Annotated in this window: 12 protein-coding genes and 1 pseudogene; 6 read left to right on the top strand and 7 right to left on the bottom strand. The window is 57.3% G+C overall.

All coding sequences use genetic code 11. The features are described from left to right. The first annotated feature begins 50 nt into the window (after window positions 1-50). The 3 genes and pseudogenes from ACA062_RS09035 (at window position 51) to ACA062_RS09025 (ending at window position 4,010) form a co-directional block, all read left to right on the top strand. On the top strand, window positions 51-1,307 hold the full coding sequence (locus ACA062_RS09035) for an MFS transporter (protein ID WP_497456077.1): 1,257 nt from the start codon (window positions 51-53) through the stop codon (window positions 1,305-1,307). 282 nt (window positions 1,308-1,589) lie between these two features. Continuing rightward, window positions 1,590-3,199 (top strand): annotated as a pseudogene (locus tag ACA062_RS09030) (methyl-accepting chemotaxis protein). 37 nt (window positions 3,200-3,236) lie between these two features. Continuing rightward, window positions 3,237-4,010 (top strand): ABC transporter ATP-binding protein, encoded by a 774-nt coding sequence (locus ACA062_RS09025; RefSeq protein WP_497456076.1) that lies wholly within the window; start codon window positions 3,237-3,239, stop codon window positions 4,008-4,010. Between the two features lie 14 nt (window positions 4,011-4,024). Here ACA062_RS09025 and ACA062_RS09020 read toward each other — a convergent pair whose 3' ends face one another. Further along, window positions 4,025-4,933 (bottom strand): LysR substrate-binding domain-containing protein, encoded by a 909-nt coding sequence (locus tag ACA062_RS09020; RefSeq protein WP_497456075.1) that lies wholly within the window; start codon window positions 4,931-4,933, stop codon window positions 4,025-4,027. Between the two features lie 113 nt (window positions 4,934-5,046). On the opposite strand from ACA062_RS09020, the gene ACA062_RS09015 reads away from it, so the two are divergent. From ACA062_RS09015 to ACA062_RS09005, 3 genes are all read left to right on the top strand, one after another. Beyond that, window positions 5,047-5,622 (top strand): nuclear transport factor 2 family protein, encoded by a 576-nt coding sequence (locus ACA062_RS09015; RefSeq protein WP_497456074.1) that lies wholly within the window; start codon window positions 5,047-5,049, stop codon window positions 5,620-5,622. A 115-nt stretch (window positions 5,623-5,737) separates the two neighbouring features. Then, window positions 5,738-7,072 (top strand): MFS transporter, encoded by a 1,335-nt coding sequence (locus ACA062_RS09010; protein ID WP_497456073.1) that lies wholly within the window; start codon window positions 5,738-5,740, stop codon window positions 7,070-7,072. Window positions 7,073-7,130: 58 nt separating this feature from the next. Further along, the gene (locus ACA062_RS09005; protein WP_497457386.1) at window positions 7,131-8,492 is read left to right on the top strand and encodes an outer membrane beta-barrel protein; all 1,362 of its coding nucleotides are present in this window, start codon (window positions 7,131-7,133) and stop codon (window positions 8,490-8,492) included. Between the two features lie 73 nt (window positions 8,493-8,565). Here ACA062_RS09005 and ACA062_RS09000 read toward each other — a convergent pair whose 3' ends face one another. The 6 genes from ACA062_RS09000 to mdeB all read right to left on the bottom strand — a co-directional run bounded on the left by ACA062_RS09000 (window position 8,566) and on the right by mdeB (window position 15,903). Next, window positions 8,566-9,918 carry an outer membrane beta-barrel protein gene (locus tag ACA062_RS09000; RefSeq protein WP_497456072.1) on the bottom strand — a complete coding sequence of 451 codons (1,353 nt, stop codon included), beginning with the start codon at window positions 9,916-9,918 and terminating at the stop codon, window positions 8,566-8,568. A gap of 64 nt (window positions 9,919-9,982) precedes the next feature. Continuing rightward, window positions 9,983-10,360 (bottom strand): nuclear transport factor 2 family protein, encoded by a 378-nt coding sequence (locus ACA062_RS08995; protein ID WP_497456071.1) that lies wholly within the window; start codon window positions 10,358-10,360, stop codon window positions 9,983-9,985. Window positions 10,361-10,429: 69 nt separating this feature from the next. Then, window positions 10,430-11,290 (bottom strand): fumarylacetoacetate hydrolase family protein, encoded by an 861-nt coding sequence (locus ACA062_RS08990; RefSeq protein ID WP_497456070.1) that lies wholly within the window; start codon window positions 11,288-11,290, stop codon window positions 10,430-10,432. A gap of 5 nt (window positions 11,291-11,295) precedes the next feature. Beyond that, window positions 11,296-11,892: a VOC family protein gene (locus ACA062_RS08985; protein WP_497456069.1), complete on the bottom strand. Its 597-nt coding sequence runs from the start codon at window positions 11,890-11,892 to the stop codon at window positions 11,296-11,298. A 31-nt stretch (window positions 11,893-11,923) separates the two neighbouring features. After that, the gene (locus ACA062_RS08980) at window positions 11,924-13,216 is read right to left on the bottom strand and encodes a 2-oxo acid dehydrogenase subunit E2 (RefSeq protein WP_497456068.1); all 1,293 of its coding nucleotides are present in this window, start codon (window positions 13,214-13,216) and stop codon (window positions 11,924-11,926) included. A gap of 23 nt (window positions 13,217-13,239) precedes the next feature. Further along, on the bottom strand, window positions 13,240-15,903 hold the full coding sequence (mdeB, locus tag ACA062_RS08975) for an alpha-ketoglutarate dehydrogenase (RefSeq protein ID WP_497456067.1): 2,664 nt from the start codon (window positions 15,901-15,903) through the stop codon (window positions 13,240-13,242). Between the last annotated feature and the right edge of the window lie 50 nt (window positions 15,904-15,953).

The raw sequence follows: 15,953 nt of genomic DNA, 5'->3' as shown, positions 1-15,953 counted from the left end.
ACCGGGCTTGCATACGGCCGCTAACCCTCAACTCCACCCGAGTAACAACCATGAATAACAATAAGCATGCGTGGGATGTGCGTTACGAGTTCACAGCGGTAGCTCTGCTGGCCTTGGGCTTCGGCCTCGTGGGCCTGGACCGGTTCATCATTCTGCCGCTATTCCCGGTGATGATGAAAGACCTGGGCCTTAACTATCAGGATCTGGGCAACGTGACAGCGGTACTGGGTTTGGCCTGGGGGATTTCTTCGATCTTCATGGGGCGGCTGTCCGATAATATCGGTCGACGCAAAGTTCTGATTCCGGCCGTGCTGGTGTTTTCGCTGCTCGCAGGCCTTTCCGGTTTGGCGACCGGCATCGGCGGGTTGATGCTGATCCGCGCGATCATGGGCATATCTGAAGGCGCCTTCACCCCGACAGCTCTGGCGGCCACGGCAGAGTCATCGCATCCCCGCCGACGCGGGATGAACATTGGCATTCAGCAGGCGTTTTTCCCGATCCTCGGCTTGGGTCTCGCGCCCATCCTCGCCACGCAACTGTTGCTGATCGTTCCGTCGTGGCGCTGGGTATTCGTGATCGTTTCGCTGCCGGGTTTCTTGCTGGCATTGGCGATGTACCGTTACTTGCGGGAAACCCGTGCAGCCACTCCGAAAACAGCCGAAGCCAGTGCCGCTTTGGATCACCCGCGCTGGCTGGATGCACTGCGCTATCGCAACGTGTTACTGAACATCGTCGGCATGTTCTGCATGCTGACCTGCCTGTTCGTGATCAGCGTGATGATGCCTAACTACTTAATGGATTATTTGCACCTGGAAGTACAGCAGATGGGCTTCGTCATGTCGGCCATTGGCCTGGGTGGTTTTCTCGGGCAATTGATCATGCCTGCTGTGTCGGACCGCATCGGTCGTAAACCGGTGGTACTCATATCGTTCGTCGCCACCGGTGTGTTTCTTTGGCTGCTGATGGGCACTGGTGCCGAACCGATTAAGTTGTTCGCGTTGTTGTTTCTGATGATTTTTTTCAACTTCAGCATGATCTGCATGACGGTCGGGCCACTCACGAGTGAGTCCGTTCCAGCCGCCCTGACGTCGACCGCTACCGGATTGGTCGTGGGCATTGGTGAGATTTTTGGCGGCGGCGTAGCGCCTGCTATCGCGGGCTATATCGCACAGCATCACGGGATCGAAAACACGATGTATCTGGCACTTGGCGCTGTAGTGGTCGGGTTGCTGGTCGCAACCTGTTTACGTGAGACCGCCCCCGCCAGAGTGTCCGAACCTGCGGTTGAAGGCATAGACAGCGTGTAAAAAATTCACTCTTCATCAGGAGAGCGACAGGAAGTCGGAATGGGCGTGTGCGTTCACAAGCACGACGCTCCCCGTCACGCACACGATGTGCGTGCCAGTGCCTGGCGCCACGATCGCCGGTCACTGATTTTCCTTAAGCGTTTCATTGAAGTAACGGCGCCGGCCACAAGCCGGCGCCGTCTTAACTGATGTTCGCTTTGACAGCGCGCAAATACCAAGCGTCCATCATTGCGCACGCTGCGATCCCCTTCTTTGAGGACACATCCGTTGTTTTTCAGAAAAATGAAGTTGGCACCGCGCTCAATTTTCGGCTTTGGCTCGATTGGCTTGGTTGTCCTGCTGCTTGGCCTGTTCTCATTGAGTATGGTCAAGCAAATGAGCGAGCAGTCCGAAGCCATCAGAGAGGTCTGGGTTCCCGCCATCATCCGGCTTGCCGCTTTGAACACAACGGAGGATCGAGCCGGAATAATGACCTTTCGAATGGTTGTTCTACAGGATCCCCTTGCCTTGGCTGCCAATCAGGCTGCGTTGACGCAAGTACTCGAAAGCGTTCAACGGCAGCAAGATGATTTTGCCGCGCACCTGCACGAAAAGTCGGAGCAGGAAATCTTCAAACGCTATTTGATCGCCTCGAAAGCGTTCCGGCATGAACAGCTAGAAGTGATCAGACTGGCAGCAGTGGGTCAACAGCAGGCAGCTACAGAAATACTCAAAGGGCCTATCGATAAATTTGCCATGGAGCTGGGTGCAAGCGCGGGTCAACTGCTGGATTTTTATCTGACGCACTATCACCAGGCTGCTGAAACTGAACAGCAGACACGTGATCGTGTCGTGACCGGGGTCATTGCGGCACTGGCGCTGGCCTCCTTGCTGACAGTACTGCTGGCGACGCTCTACACCAGAAGTATTAACCAGCCACTGCTGAACGCTCTTAAGGTAGCGGAGAACATTGCACGAGGTGATTTGACCTCTTCAATCGACGATACGGGAAACGATGAGCCGGCCTTATTGCTTCAGGCATTGAAGGCCATGCAGGGCAATCTTCACGATACCGTACTGCGTATCACCGACTCCTCCACCCTGCTGGCTTCGTCCTCGCAGCAGTTTCATTCAGTGATAGCGACCGCCACGAGCGGACTTCAGGAACAGAACAGGGAAATCGAGCAAGCCGCCGCGGCCGTGAATGAAATGACCGCTGCGGTCGATGAAGTAGCGAGAAATGCGTCGGCAATGGCACACGTTTCACGAACGACGGATGTGGCGGCACAAACCGGGAAATACCGCGTCGTGGAAACCCTTCAGTCGCTCTCGGTAGTAGTAGAGGGCATCTCGATTACCGCTGATCGCGTGGAGGAGCTTGCAAACAGCGTGTCCAGCATCAACCGGGTGCTTGACGTCATACGGTCGATTGCCGAGCAGACTAACCTTCTGGCGCTTAATGCGGGATCGAGGCTGCCCGGGCTGGCGAAGCAGGTCGTGGTTTCGCCGTCGTCGCCGAGGAAGTACGGGCATTGGCATTCAGGACGCAGCAATCGACTGGCGAGATCGAGCAAATGATCATCGAGTTGCGCACCGTGGCGACTCAAACGCTTTGCTCCATGCAACTGAGCACCAAACGCGTCCATTCGACCTTGGGCATTGCTCAAGAAGCGGATTCGGCATTGCAACAGGTTACAGTTGCTGTCGAGACGATCAGTCAAATGAACGTCGTCATCGCTAGTGCCTCGCAGGAACAGGCCCAGGTCTCTCGGGAAATTGACCGGAGCTTGATCAGCATCCGTGATCTATCCGTACAAACCTCGGCCGGCGCAGTAAAGATTGATGCGACCAGCGAAGAACTCTCGCGTCTGGCCGCAGGCCTGCGCGGGCACATCAACAGGTTCCGCATCTAGTTCGGGCGTTCAGCAATCTTTCTGCAAGGTTTTACACATGATCGAATTTCATCAAGTCACCGCATATCAGCAGCAGACGAAGGTCCTCAATCGGTTGTCGTTGAAGATTGAGCCGCAGGAGCGTATTGCGATCCTGGGCCCCAACGGCGCGGGTAAAAGCACCCTCCTCAAACTGATAAGCCGAGAACTCTATCCGGTTGCGCAGGAGGGCAGTTATCTCAAGCTCTTTGGCAGCGAGACGATTCACCTTTGGCAACTGCGGGAGAAAATCGGCTTTGTATCGCACGACCTGCAGGAGAGTTACACCCCCTACACAACGGCATTGGAAGTTGTTGTTTCAGGCTTTTTTGGGACCATTGGCAGTCACGAGCATCTTGAACCGACGCAATCGCAGATCGCTCGTGCGCAAGGACTGATGACGACATTGGGGATTTCGTGGGACGAGTCCTGCATGTTTCAACGTCTTTCAACCGGCCAGAAAAGACGCCTCCTGCTGGCCCGAGCGCTTGTTCATCATCCCGAGGCGTTGATTTTCGATGAGCCCGCCAATGGCCTGGACATGGGAGCGAGTCTGGCAATGCTGACACTGTTGCGCAGCTTTTGCAGTGAAGGTCGGTCATTGATAGTCACCACTCACCACGTTGACGAGATCATTCCGGAAATTGACCGCGTGGTGCTGATCAACCGAGGACAAATTATTGCTGACGGCCCAAAACCCGACATTCTGACGAGTAAAAAATTGTCGGAGCTGTATCAGACCCCGCTACACATCAGCGAGAAAAATGGCTGGTACCGCTGCTGGCACGACTAAGAGAAGCTTGCCAGTCAGGACTGTCTTGGAGTCGCAGCGGCCATTCCTCCTTGGCGTGCAACCTTCAGGAACGCGTGTACCGCACCCGCAGTTTCATTCACGCGGCTGATGAGCAATAGGTCGGCTTGTGGTTCTACGTCATCGAATGTTCGATAGATCACGCCGGGAATCATGACTTGTATCAAAGGCGCGGGCACCAGTGCTACGCCCATTCCAGCGGCCACCAATGCCAGCACACTCAAGGTGCTGGTGGTGCGCTGAACCTTGGGCTCACGCCCCAGTGCTTTACGAAGCGCAGCAAGCATATGTTCATCCGCGCCGTGGGCGGCATAGACGATCAACGACTCGGCACCCAGCATCGGCACGCGCAAAGGCTGCTGATTCGCCAACGGATGGTCCTCAGGCATCGCAACGACCAAGGGCCACGTTCCAATCCGCTCAAACAGCAGTGCGTTGTCTAGGGCCTGTCCGCCATGACTCGGGGCATAACCCAAATCCAGCTGCCCGTTCTGAATAGCTTCGACCTGCAGGTGCGGCGCCAACTCGCGCAGGACGACCTCCGCGTCCGGGAACGCCTTACGAAAGGCGCGAACGTCGGCCATTAACCTACCACTGAACACGGCGTTGCCGGCGAAGCCAATCCGTACGGTGCCCATTTCGCCGCGCAGAGACCGCTGCACCACTTGTTGGGCGTGCGCCGCCTGATCGAGGGTGCGTTGTGCTTCGGCACGCAGCAGGGCACCCGCCTCCGTGAGCTCTACGCGACGGCTGGTACGCAAGAACAGAGGCCCGCCGAGTTCTTCCTCCAGGGAACGGATTTGCATGCTCAGGGCGGACTGAACGATGTGCAGACGCTGAGCGGCCCGACCAAAATGGCCTTCCTCGGCAACGGCCAGAAAATAACGTAAATGCCGCAGATCCATTGCCGTAAGCCTCATCAGATTTAATGATCGATCCTTCATATCAATCTATTTGAAGTTATCTGTCCAGAGGGCGATGCTGAATCCGACACTCTGTTACCTGCCAAGGACACCTCATGCAGACTTACCTCGAAGACCGTCTCCAAATCACTGACCTGATCACCGGCTGGATTCACCGCGACCTGGGCCAATGGGAAGAGTTGGCCAACCTCGCTCATCCTGACGGGACCATTGAAATCACCTGGTTTGAAGGGCCGTTCGCCGAGTTTGTCGAAGGGTCCAAGCGCATGGGCAACTCCGACCTGCGCACCAAACACTTGATCGGCACCCCGGTGGTGACCTTCAACGGCAATAAAGCCATTGTCGAAACCAACGCGGTAATCGTGGCCGAAAACGTCAAGCTGGGTCTGGGGTGCAGCGTGCACAACCGTTTTTATGACCTGGCCGAAAAACGCGAAGGCCTGTGGAAGCTGGTCAAGCGCCAAAGCATCTATGACATGGGTAGCTTCACTTTCCCACAAGGCCTGGTCGAGATTGATCGTGACCTCGTAGCGCGTTATCCGCGTGAATACGCGCCACTGGCCTATCTGTTGGATAAGAGCGGTTTTCCACTCAATCGTCTGTTTGCCACTCGCGGCAGCGAGCTTGAACAAGGCATGCGGGCTGAAGCTCGCGCATGGCTCGCTGACTGACACGCCGCGATTACCAACCTTTTAACCGAGCGCTTATCCGCACCCTCCACTCGTTCCGATATTGCAAACCAAACACCGCTATTACCGAAAATAATTACAACAGAGGTATTTGCTTGTGAACAATCAACTCGACATCTGCGCGATCGTCGAAAGAAGCCGGTTGGGCGCCTTTCAGCTGCTTGTGCTCGTTCAGTGCTTCCTGTGCATGGTCGTCGATGGCTTCGATATTCAAGCCATGGCCTATGCAGCCCCCAGCCTCATTGCCGATTGGGGTATTCCCAAAGCAAACCTGGGTCCGGTGTTCAGCATCAGCATGCTCGGCATGTTGATCGGGTCGCTTGCGCTGGGCTCGGTGGCCGACCGCGTGGGGCGGCGGCCAGTGCTTGTAGCCGCCTCGCTGGTGATGGCGGTCTTGATGTTTTTCACCGCCCACGCGACGACGGTGGATGGTCTGATGACGCTACGGTTTTTCACCGGTATCGCCATGGGTGCCATCGTGCCGAACGTTGCTACCCTGGTGACGGAATTTGCGCCGAGGCACAACCGCGTCATGCTGTTGACCCTGGTGTCGTCAGGCATGGTGGTCGGCGGCCTGGTCGGCGGCGCTGTCGCAGCCGCGCTGATTCCACAGTATGGCTGGCAAGCGGTGTTCTACCTGGGCGCCATCGCACCGCTGTGCTTGGGTGTGCTGATGTTTTTCGCCCTACCCGAATCACTGCAATGGTGCGTACTGCGTGCACGCCAGCTCGACCGTGTCAGGACCATCCTCAAACGCATCGAGCCTAGCCTGCAGATCGATCCACAGACTGTCCTGGTGCTCGGTGAACCGCGCAAGAAAGGCCTGTCGTTCTCTCTGTTGTTCGCCGAGGGTCGGCTGCCGGGCACGCTGTTGTTGTGGCTGATCAACTTTATGAACATGCTCTGCGTTTACTTCCTCGCCTCATGGACGCCGGTACTGATGAGCGGCGCAGGCCATACCCCTTCGCAAGCGGTGCTTGCTGGCACATCTATGTGGCTGGGTGGCTTGGCGGGCGGCTGGCTGCTGGGCTGGTTTGTCGACCGCCGTGGTTTCGGCGCCGTGCTGGTGCCCACGTTTATCGTGTCTGCCATCGCCATCCTTTTGTTCAGCCATTTCTACGCTTCGATCAATCTCGCTTACCTAACAATCGCTGTCGCAGGCTTTGGCATCCTCGGCGGTCAGGCGGCATTGAACGCCATGACCGCCACTTTTTATCCGACCGCATTGCGCGCCACCGGTACTGGCTGGACGCTGGGTGTCGGTCGCCTGGGTGGCATCTGTGGACCTTTCATTGGCGCCACATTGCTGCACCTACAATGGTCAACGAGTGATCTGCTGGTGGCGGCCGCCATTCCCGCCGGCATCGCGGCGCTCGGCATCTTCAGCTTCTGGCGCCTGAACCGAGTGGTGGGAATACCCGCTACCAACTGACGGCCGCAGCTAGTGGCCAGTGGGTGGCCGCTTCCCCGATAAAAATAAGAGAAGCCCCATGAAGAACATCAACGTCAAATCGTTTGGTGCGGTTCTGCTCGCACTCGCAACAAGCCACTGTCTTGCCGGCCAGCCTGCCGACGTCGGCGAAGGCACCGTGTTTCGTAGCATTTTCGGCGACTCGCTGGAGCGCGATTACGGCATCAAGGTATCCGGCCTGCTGGACGGCGGTTACTCGCACAACAACAACTCATCCCACGATGATCGCAAGTCAGGGCAAACCAACACACCGATCGCAGGTTTTTCTGATGAAGGTTTTGAACTCGCGACCCTTCACCTGTTTGCCGATAAAGCGTTGAAGGCAAACTTCATCCCGCGGGTGACACCTCTGCCCGGTCCAACGCCCACCGAAGCCTCCTTCGGCTTTACGCTTGAGGCCGCCTACGGCCGCAATGCTCAACAGGCCCGCACGTATGGCTGGGATATGCATTGGGGCATCAATTCGCCCGGCGATAACGATGCAGACAAGGCCCGCCGCGATAAGCAGAACTTTCTCGCCGTCCCCAACATTGCCGCCACGGCTTACCTGCCGTATGCAGGTGGCTTCACCGCGATCGCCGGCATCTTCGGCTCAGGACTGGGTTACGAAATACCACCCAACGTACGGGCCGCACGCAACCCGTTCGCCAGCCGTTCCTATGCCTTCATGACCGAATCCGGGGCTGTTTCCGGCTTCCTGCTGGGTAAACGTCTGATCAACAACTCCAGCATGTTACTCGGTGCCGAACTGGGGGTGATTCAGGGTCAGGGCAATCTGCGCGACAACAACGATAGCAAGGCGATGCTGGGGGCTTTGCGTTGGCGCACACCGGATATGAACACCTGGATCGACTATGAGTTTCTTGTCGGCGACTCGCAGAATGACAGCCGCAGCGACGTTCAAACGCCCCGGGGACGGCTGATCTCCAGCGACGGCCAGTTCAAGCAGCAACACTCGCTCAATGGCTGGCATCGGTTCAATGAGCAATGGTCGATGGGTGGGGAAATGGTCTACGGCCATCAGGACGGCGACGGCAAGGCTTCCACCGTCGACATCGTCACCGGACCCGGTTTTGATGGCGCGCATTGGTGGGGTGCCAACGTCGTGCTGACCTACCAGCAGCGCAAGGATTTGTCGTTCTCAGTGCGCGCCGAGCATTTCGACGACCCGGACGGCTATGTTCTGTTTCCCTCCTCCACCTCTCGCGGCGCGTTCAACGCTGTCACCACGGGGGTGCGTTACGACATCAACAAATATCTGTCACTGCGCCCGGAACTGCGTTACGACTGGTTCGATGGTCGCGACGATGCACATCCGTTTGGTCAAGGCGATGCCCGTAACCAGGTGACCGCTACCGTGGAAGCGCTGGTGTACTTTTGAAACGGGACAGATAGCAGGCGCAAAAAACCATCGCTCGGTGAGTTTGACAACGAGCGATGGCGTTGAAGCAGTACTAAAAATAATAGAGCGCCTCGACCATAGTGCTCAGTTGCGTGCGATCGCGACCGTTGCCGTATGGACGGTCATGATCTCGCGCATCGAACCAGTCGTAACGCAGTTCCGGACGCAGCGACAGATATTTGTTGACGTCATAACGAAAACCCGTGGTGACAGCGTTGAAGTCACCTCGGGCAGTCGTTGTCGGGAAGAGGATAAAACCATCTGGATCACTGAAGTGGTCACCCCGCAGGGACCAGGACAGCTGCGGTTGAATCTGATAGGTAACCACCGCGTTGGCCCCCCACCAGGAGGCGCCGTCGAAACCAGGACCATTGACGACATCTACAGTCGAGGCTTTTCCATCCCCATTCTGACGGCCATAAACAACTTCGGCGCCCATCGACCAGTGCTGGTCAAATTTGTGCCAGCCATTCAACGAGTGTTGCTGCTTGAATTGCCCCGACGGCGAAACAACTCGCGAGGGCGGTGCCTGCACATCACTAAAGTCGTCATTCTGTTCATTACCGACAATGAATTCATAATCGATCCAGGTATTCATATCCTGTGTGCGCCAGCGCATCGCGCCCATCAGCGATTTGTCGTCGTTATTGTCGCGAAGGTTATTCCAACCCTGCACCACACCCATTTCGAGCCCCAGGATACCCAAGTCCCCGTTATAGACACGGCTACTCGCGAGCACCCCGGCGACTGTGCCGGGCTCGCTGACAAAGGCGTAAGTTTTGCTGGCAAAAGGGTTTCGCGCGAAGCGAACATTGGGCGGGATTTCATAACCTATGGCGGGGCCGAATACGCCAGCCATGAAACTGACACCAGGGCCATAAGGGACGTACATCTCTACGGCTGAATTGGGAATCGAGAGGAAATAATCTTTGTCACGCTGTGCTTTGGAATTGACTTGCTCGTTCATGTCCAGAGCCATATCCCAGCCATAAGTCCTGGCGAACTGGGAGTTACGACCATAGTTGAGTTCGGCGGTAAAACCGAAAGAAAAATCTTCTGATTTTGGGCCCGGTAACGGAGAGATGCGCGGGATGAAATTGCCTTTGAGTTGTTTATCAACGAAAAGGTGAAGGCTACCCAATTCCACCCCTTCATCAGACATGCCAGTGATTGGTAAATTGCTCAGCCCGTCCTCTCGTTCTTTTCGGATAGAGCGGTTATTACGCGAATAACTTATATCCAGCAGGTTGGATACGGTGATGCCGTAATCGCGCTCTAGGCTGTCGCCGAACATGCTGCGAAACAACGTGCCTTCGCCGGGCTTTTCAGATTCATCGGCATAGCAGTTCACAATCGCGAGGGCGGCCAGAACCGCACCAAGTGCTTTCACCTTGATGTTTTTCATCTTCTGTCTCTTGTTTTTATTGTCAGAAACCCACCGTCACGGGTGGGCTGGAACGTTGATGGGGTTAGATGTTGGTGGCCTGGAAACTGATCTGGCGCCAGGCGTTATCGCGGCGTAACCAAATCTGCGTGGTGATCACATCCATCTCGCGACGCTCACCGCTGTTGCGAAGTTCGATGCTCTGCAACAGACGACCGGTGGCGACCGCCACGTCGGTATAAACACGCACTTGAAGGTCATGCCGTTCAACACGCAGGAAGCGGATGGCATCCTCGACCAGCCGCAGATAACCGGTCTTATCATCGACCTGGCCGGTGGCATGGATATGCACCAACTGGTCATCGACCAGCTCGCCCAACGTGCCGAGGTTGCCTTCCACCAGCGCACGACAACGCGCACTTTCCAGCTCCGTAATGGTGTCTACGATCGCTTGCTCATTCATGGTTGGTTCTCCTGGATGGACATTCCAGGGACCGCTGGCGGTGTGTTCGCGGCCCTGGCTCTACACACATCAGACTTCGGTGCGCACCACGTTTTCGATGGCGCCGAGCCCGTCGATTTCGACGCGAACCCGATCGCCCTTTCGCAGCCAGCGCGGTGGTTTTGTTGCCGCGCCTATACCGCCCGGCGTTCCAGTAAAAATGACGTCACCAGGCTCAAGCGTCATGACCTTGGAGAGATGCTCGATTTGCTGGAAGCAGTCGAAAATCAGCTGGTCGGTGTTTGAGTCCTGCCGTTTCTCGTCGTTGACGAAGCATCGGATACCCAATTGATGGGGATCCTCGATGTCATCGGCAGTGACAAGCCACGGGCCGAATGGCGCATGGGTGTCGAACGACTTGCCCAAGGTGAATTGCGAAGTACGCAGCTGCCAGTCACGGACGCTGACGTCATTGCCAACGCAGTAACCGAAGATGGCCGTTCGCGCAGTTTCCGGGGTGAGATGGCGACAGCGCTGCCCGACGATGAAGACCATTTCAGCTTCGTAGTCGAGGGCCTCGGACACTTTCGGCAAATCGACAGGAGCGAATGGACCATTGGCCGCCGTGCTCATCATGGCGAACCACAATTGGTCCGCCGGCATATCCATGCCCGACTCCTCGACATGGTCGGCATAATTGAGGCCGATGCCGAGGATTTTGCCCGGGCGCGGCACCGGTGCCAGCAGAGTGACCTGATCAAGTGCAATGCCCCTCGCACCGCTCCCGGCCAACTGTTGCAGAGGCTCGCGCCAATCGGCCCACGCTGTGATCAACTCGATCATGCTGCCGGGTGCCGCGTTGAAATGGTCAGTGATGCGAATAACCTTCTCACCTACAACCAAGCCAACAGAAGGGGCGTCATCCTGGATCTGGAACGTACAAAGTTTCATGCTGTTTACCTGTATTGAGGGCCAAGGTTTACGCCAGTGGCGGCGGTGCCCAATGCGCAAAGCTGCTCGTCGCTGGCGCCTGCACGCCACATCGCGACCAGTTCATTGGCGTCGAATTCGGTGCCAATCGGGTTAGCGGCAAAGGTCTCGGAATGAAAGAAGGCAGCGGCATCGGCGGCATCAACGAAGTTGTCGACCTGCAACTCGATGTCGTTGCCTTCCGGGTCTCGGTAGTAAACCGACGTGGTTGGCCCGTGGTTGATAGTCCAGACCGGCAAGATGTCGAGCCCCTTGAGACGTTCATACGTAGCCAACACCTCACCAATGCTCTGATAGCTGTAAGCAATGTGATGAACACCGACCATGTTGTCGGTTTTTTCCGGCAACTCCGGCATGTTGAAAAAGGCCAGGCGGTGGTGCTCATCGTCGTAGGTGATAAAGGTCAGTATGTCGTCCTCGAACACCAGGTCGGCCTGGAACAGTTTGCGGTACCACTCGACCATGGATTTGCGATCGGCGCAGCGGTAGACCAGGTGAGCCATTTTGAAGGGCGCAATGCGTTGAGCGCCGGTATCGAGGCTGGTTGCTTGCAGAGCAGTCATTTTTCGTTCTCCTTGTTCTTGTTGTGATGAGTCAGATCGAGACACGGCGGAAGTCCGCCAGCAGAGTTACCAGATAGGCGAGGAACCGGCCGGCTTCAGCGCCGTCCACGGCGCGGTGATCCCACGACAGCGATAACGGCAATTGCAGCCGCGGCTGGAATGCCGAGCTGTCCCAAGTGGGCTGCATGGATGCCTTGCCGACGCCCAGAATCGCCACTTCCGGTGCGTTGATGATCGGGGTGAAATGCCCCCCGCCAATGCCGCCCAACGACGAAACGGTGAAGCAGCCGCCGCGCATCTGATCTCCGGAAAGCTTGCCATTGCGTGCCAATTGCGAGAGTTCGGCCATTTCAGCGGCGAGCTCCGCGATACCTTTTCGATCCGCATCGCGAATCACCGGGACCACCAGGCCGTTGGGCGTATCGGCAGCGAAACCGATGTGGAAGTACTGCTTGTGCACCACTTCCTCGCCTTCCAGGCTCACATTGAACTGCGGGAACCGCTGTAACGCAGCCACACTCGCCTTGATCAAAAACGCCAGCAAAGTGATCTTGGCCTGCCCTTCCCTCGCCTCCTGATTGAGCTGAACACGCAACAATTCGAGATCGCTGATATCGGTTTGACTGTGATTGGTGACGTGCGGAATGCTCACCCAATTGCGATGCAGGTTGGCCGCAGAGATGCGCTTAAGACGCGACATCGAACGGCGCTCGATCGGGCCGAATTTGGCGAAGTCGACCACCGGCCACGGCAGCACACTAAGGCCAGAGCCTGTGCCAGCCGTCGGTGTGGGCATGGCTCGCTGGGCTTTGACGAAAGCCTTGACGTCGTCACGCTGAATTCGACCGCTGGGATCGCTGGCCTTTACTTCATCCAGATCAACACCCAGTTCACGGGCCAGCTTGCGGACGGCGGGACCGGCTAGGGCCATCGACGCAGTGCGCGGCTTGTTGGCGTTGGCAACGACCTCTTCCGTCGGTGTGACTGCCGATGGCACCGGGGCAACCACCGGAGCACTCACTGGAGCCACCGCAACGGGCGTCGAGGTGGTCACGGGTGCTGCCGTTATCGCTGGCTGGACTTCGGTGATATCGGCAAAATCGACATGGGCAATCACACTGCCCCTGGAAACGATGTCGCCGGGTTTGATCAGTACCTCACGAATCGTGCAATCACGGGTGCTGGGCACATCCATCACCGCCTTGTCGGATTCAAGGGTGATCAATGCCTGCTCGACCGAGACCTTGTCACCGGGCTTGATCAGTACATCGATCACCGGCAGGTCCTGAAAATCACCAATATCGGGAACCATGAGTTGTTGCATAAGTCAGTCTCCTTGTTCTCGATTCAGCGGTTCCACGGGGCGTCGAGGGCGACGTCAATGCCGTAGCGCTCACGGGCTTGTGCCGCTTTTTGTGGATCAATGGCAGCCAGTGCGGCGACCGCGATGTGCTGACAATCCATCTCGAAGAAACGGCGCAATGCCGGGCGGGTGTCGCTGCGGCCAAAGCCATCCGTACCCAGGGCGATGTAAGGTGCCTGGATATAGGGGGCGATCAGTTGCGCATAGCCGCGCACATAATCGGTGGCAGCCACGACCGGCATGTCGCCGGACAGGCATTGCTGCACGTAGCTCTGCGCCTTGAGTTCGCCGCCAAACAGCGAGCTGCGCTCTACCTCGCGGGCTTCACGCGCCAGCTCGGAGAAGCTGGTGACACTCCAGATTTCGCTGCTGACGCCCCAATCCTCGGCGAGCAATTCGGCAGCAGCGATCACCTCGCGAAGGATCGAACCCGAGCCGAGCAGTCGCACTGCGGGGGCAACGCCCTCGTCGCCGCGGCCACCGAAACGGCGCATGCCTTTGATCACCGCGTCGTACTCAATTTCAGTGAGTGGCGCCTGGGTGTAATTCTCGTTGGTGACCGTCAGGTAGTAGAACTCGTCATGCTGCTCTTCGAGCATGCGTCGGCTGCCATGATCGATGATCACCGCGACCTCACTGGCGAACGCCGGATCGTAGGCGCGGCAATTCGGTACCGTGGAAGCGATCAGTTGGCTGGTGCCGTCCTGGTGCTGCAATCCTTCACCGGACAGCGTGGTGCGGCCGGCCGTGGCGCCGATCAGGAAACCGCGGGCACGCTGATCGGCGGCAGCCCAGATCAAGTCGCCGATGCGCTGAAAGCCAAACATCGAGTAGTAGATGTAAAACGGCAACATGGTGATGCCATTCACGCTGTAGGACGTGGCCGCCGCCACCCAGGAGGAGATAGCACCGGCTTCGGTGATGCCCTCTTCCAACAGCTGACCGTCCTTGGACTCTTTGTAGTAGAGCATCGCCCCGGCATCTTCCGGTTCGTACAGCTGCCCGACGGGTGAGTAGATACCGATCTGACGGAACAGGTTTGCCATACCGAAGGTGCGAGCCTCGTCAGCGACAATGGGCACGATGCGCGGGCCCAATTGTTTGTCCTTGAGCAGGTTGGTGAACAACCGGACGACCGCTGTCGTGGTCGACGTTTCGCGCTCGTCTGGGGTCAGCGCGAACTGCGCATAACTGGACAGCGCTGGCACCGGCAGTGGTTCGGCCCGGGTTTGGCGACGCGGCATATAACCACCCAGCTCCGAACGACGGGCATGCAGATAGCGCATTTCCGCACTGTCTTCAGCGGGTTTGTAGAAGCGCATTTCCTCCAGCGCTTCGTCGTCCATCGGAAGCGCAAAGCGGTCACGAAACGCCCTGAGTGCCTCGACGTCGAGCTTTTTCTGCATGTGCGACGTGTTACGCGATTCGCCGGCCAGTCCCATGCCATAGCCTTTTTTCGTCTTGGCGAGGATCACCGTTGGCTGGCCGTTATGCTGTTTGGCGGCTGCAAACGCGGCGTAAAGCTTGCGGAAGTCGTGACCGCCACGGCGCAGTCCGTCGATTTCTTGCGGCGTCATGTGCGACACCAACGCCTGCAACTCTGGATCAAGATCGAAGAAATGCTCGAGGTTGTAAGCGCCGTCATTGGCACCCAGGGTTTGGTACTGGCCATCGACGGTGTGTGCGAAGCGGCGTAGCAAAACGTTGTTACGATCACGCGCGAACAGCGCATCCCAATCCGAGCCCCAGACCACCTTGATCACGTTCCAGCCGGCGCCACTGAACAGCGACTCCAACTCTTGAATAATCTGACCGTTGCCGCGTACGGGTCCGTCCAGACGTTGCAGGTTGCAGTTGACGATAAACGTCAGGTTGTCGAGGTTCTCGCGCGCCGCGAGCGATAACGCAGCAATGGATTCCGGCTCGTCCATCTCGCCATCGCCGAATACACCCCAGACGTGGCGCTTGGAGGTGTCAGCGATACCGCGATGTTCCAGGTAGCGCAGAAAGCGTGCCTGATAGATTGAACTGATCGGGCCGATGCCCATTGAACCGGTCGGAAACTGCCAGAAATCGGGCATCAACCAAGGATGCGGATAGGAGCACAAACCGCCTCCATCGACTTCCTGGCGGTATCGACTCAATTGCGCCTCATCAAGGTGCCCTTCGAGAAAGGCGCGCGCATAAACGCCAGGCGCGGAGTGCGGTTGAAAGTAGACCAGGTCACCTTTGGATTCGGCGTTATCGGCACGGAAGAAGTGGTTGAACCCCACTTCGAAAATCTCGGCAGCTGATGCGTAACTGGCGATATGGCCGCCCAATTCTCCATAAGCCTTGTTGGCCCGAGCCACCATCGCCAGAGCGTTCCAGCGAATGATCGAAGTGATGCGTTCCTCCATCGCCAGATCACCGGGATACGCCGGCTGTTTTTCTAGGGCGATGCTGTTCTGATATTGCGAATATGGGTGGGCGGAACGCCGCACACCCAAGTGGCTGGCATGTTCATCGAGACGTTGCAGAAGGAAATCCACACGTTCGGAACCTACATTGAGGGCGATGCTTTCCAGCGCGTCGAGCCACTCAAGGGTTTCCTGCTTATCGATGTCGTTGTCTGTTTGCACAGGCAAATCTTGGATGTTAGCGGTCATGGCAAATCACTCGGTTTACATTTAATCGGCATGAGCTGCCCCTGGGCACT

It is taken from the genome of Pseudomonas sp. LBUM1679, from assembly GCF_059695565.1.
The sequence above is the reverse complement of the archived record's forward strand: the minus strand, read 5'-3'. Positions and strand labels throughout refer to the sequence as shown.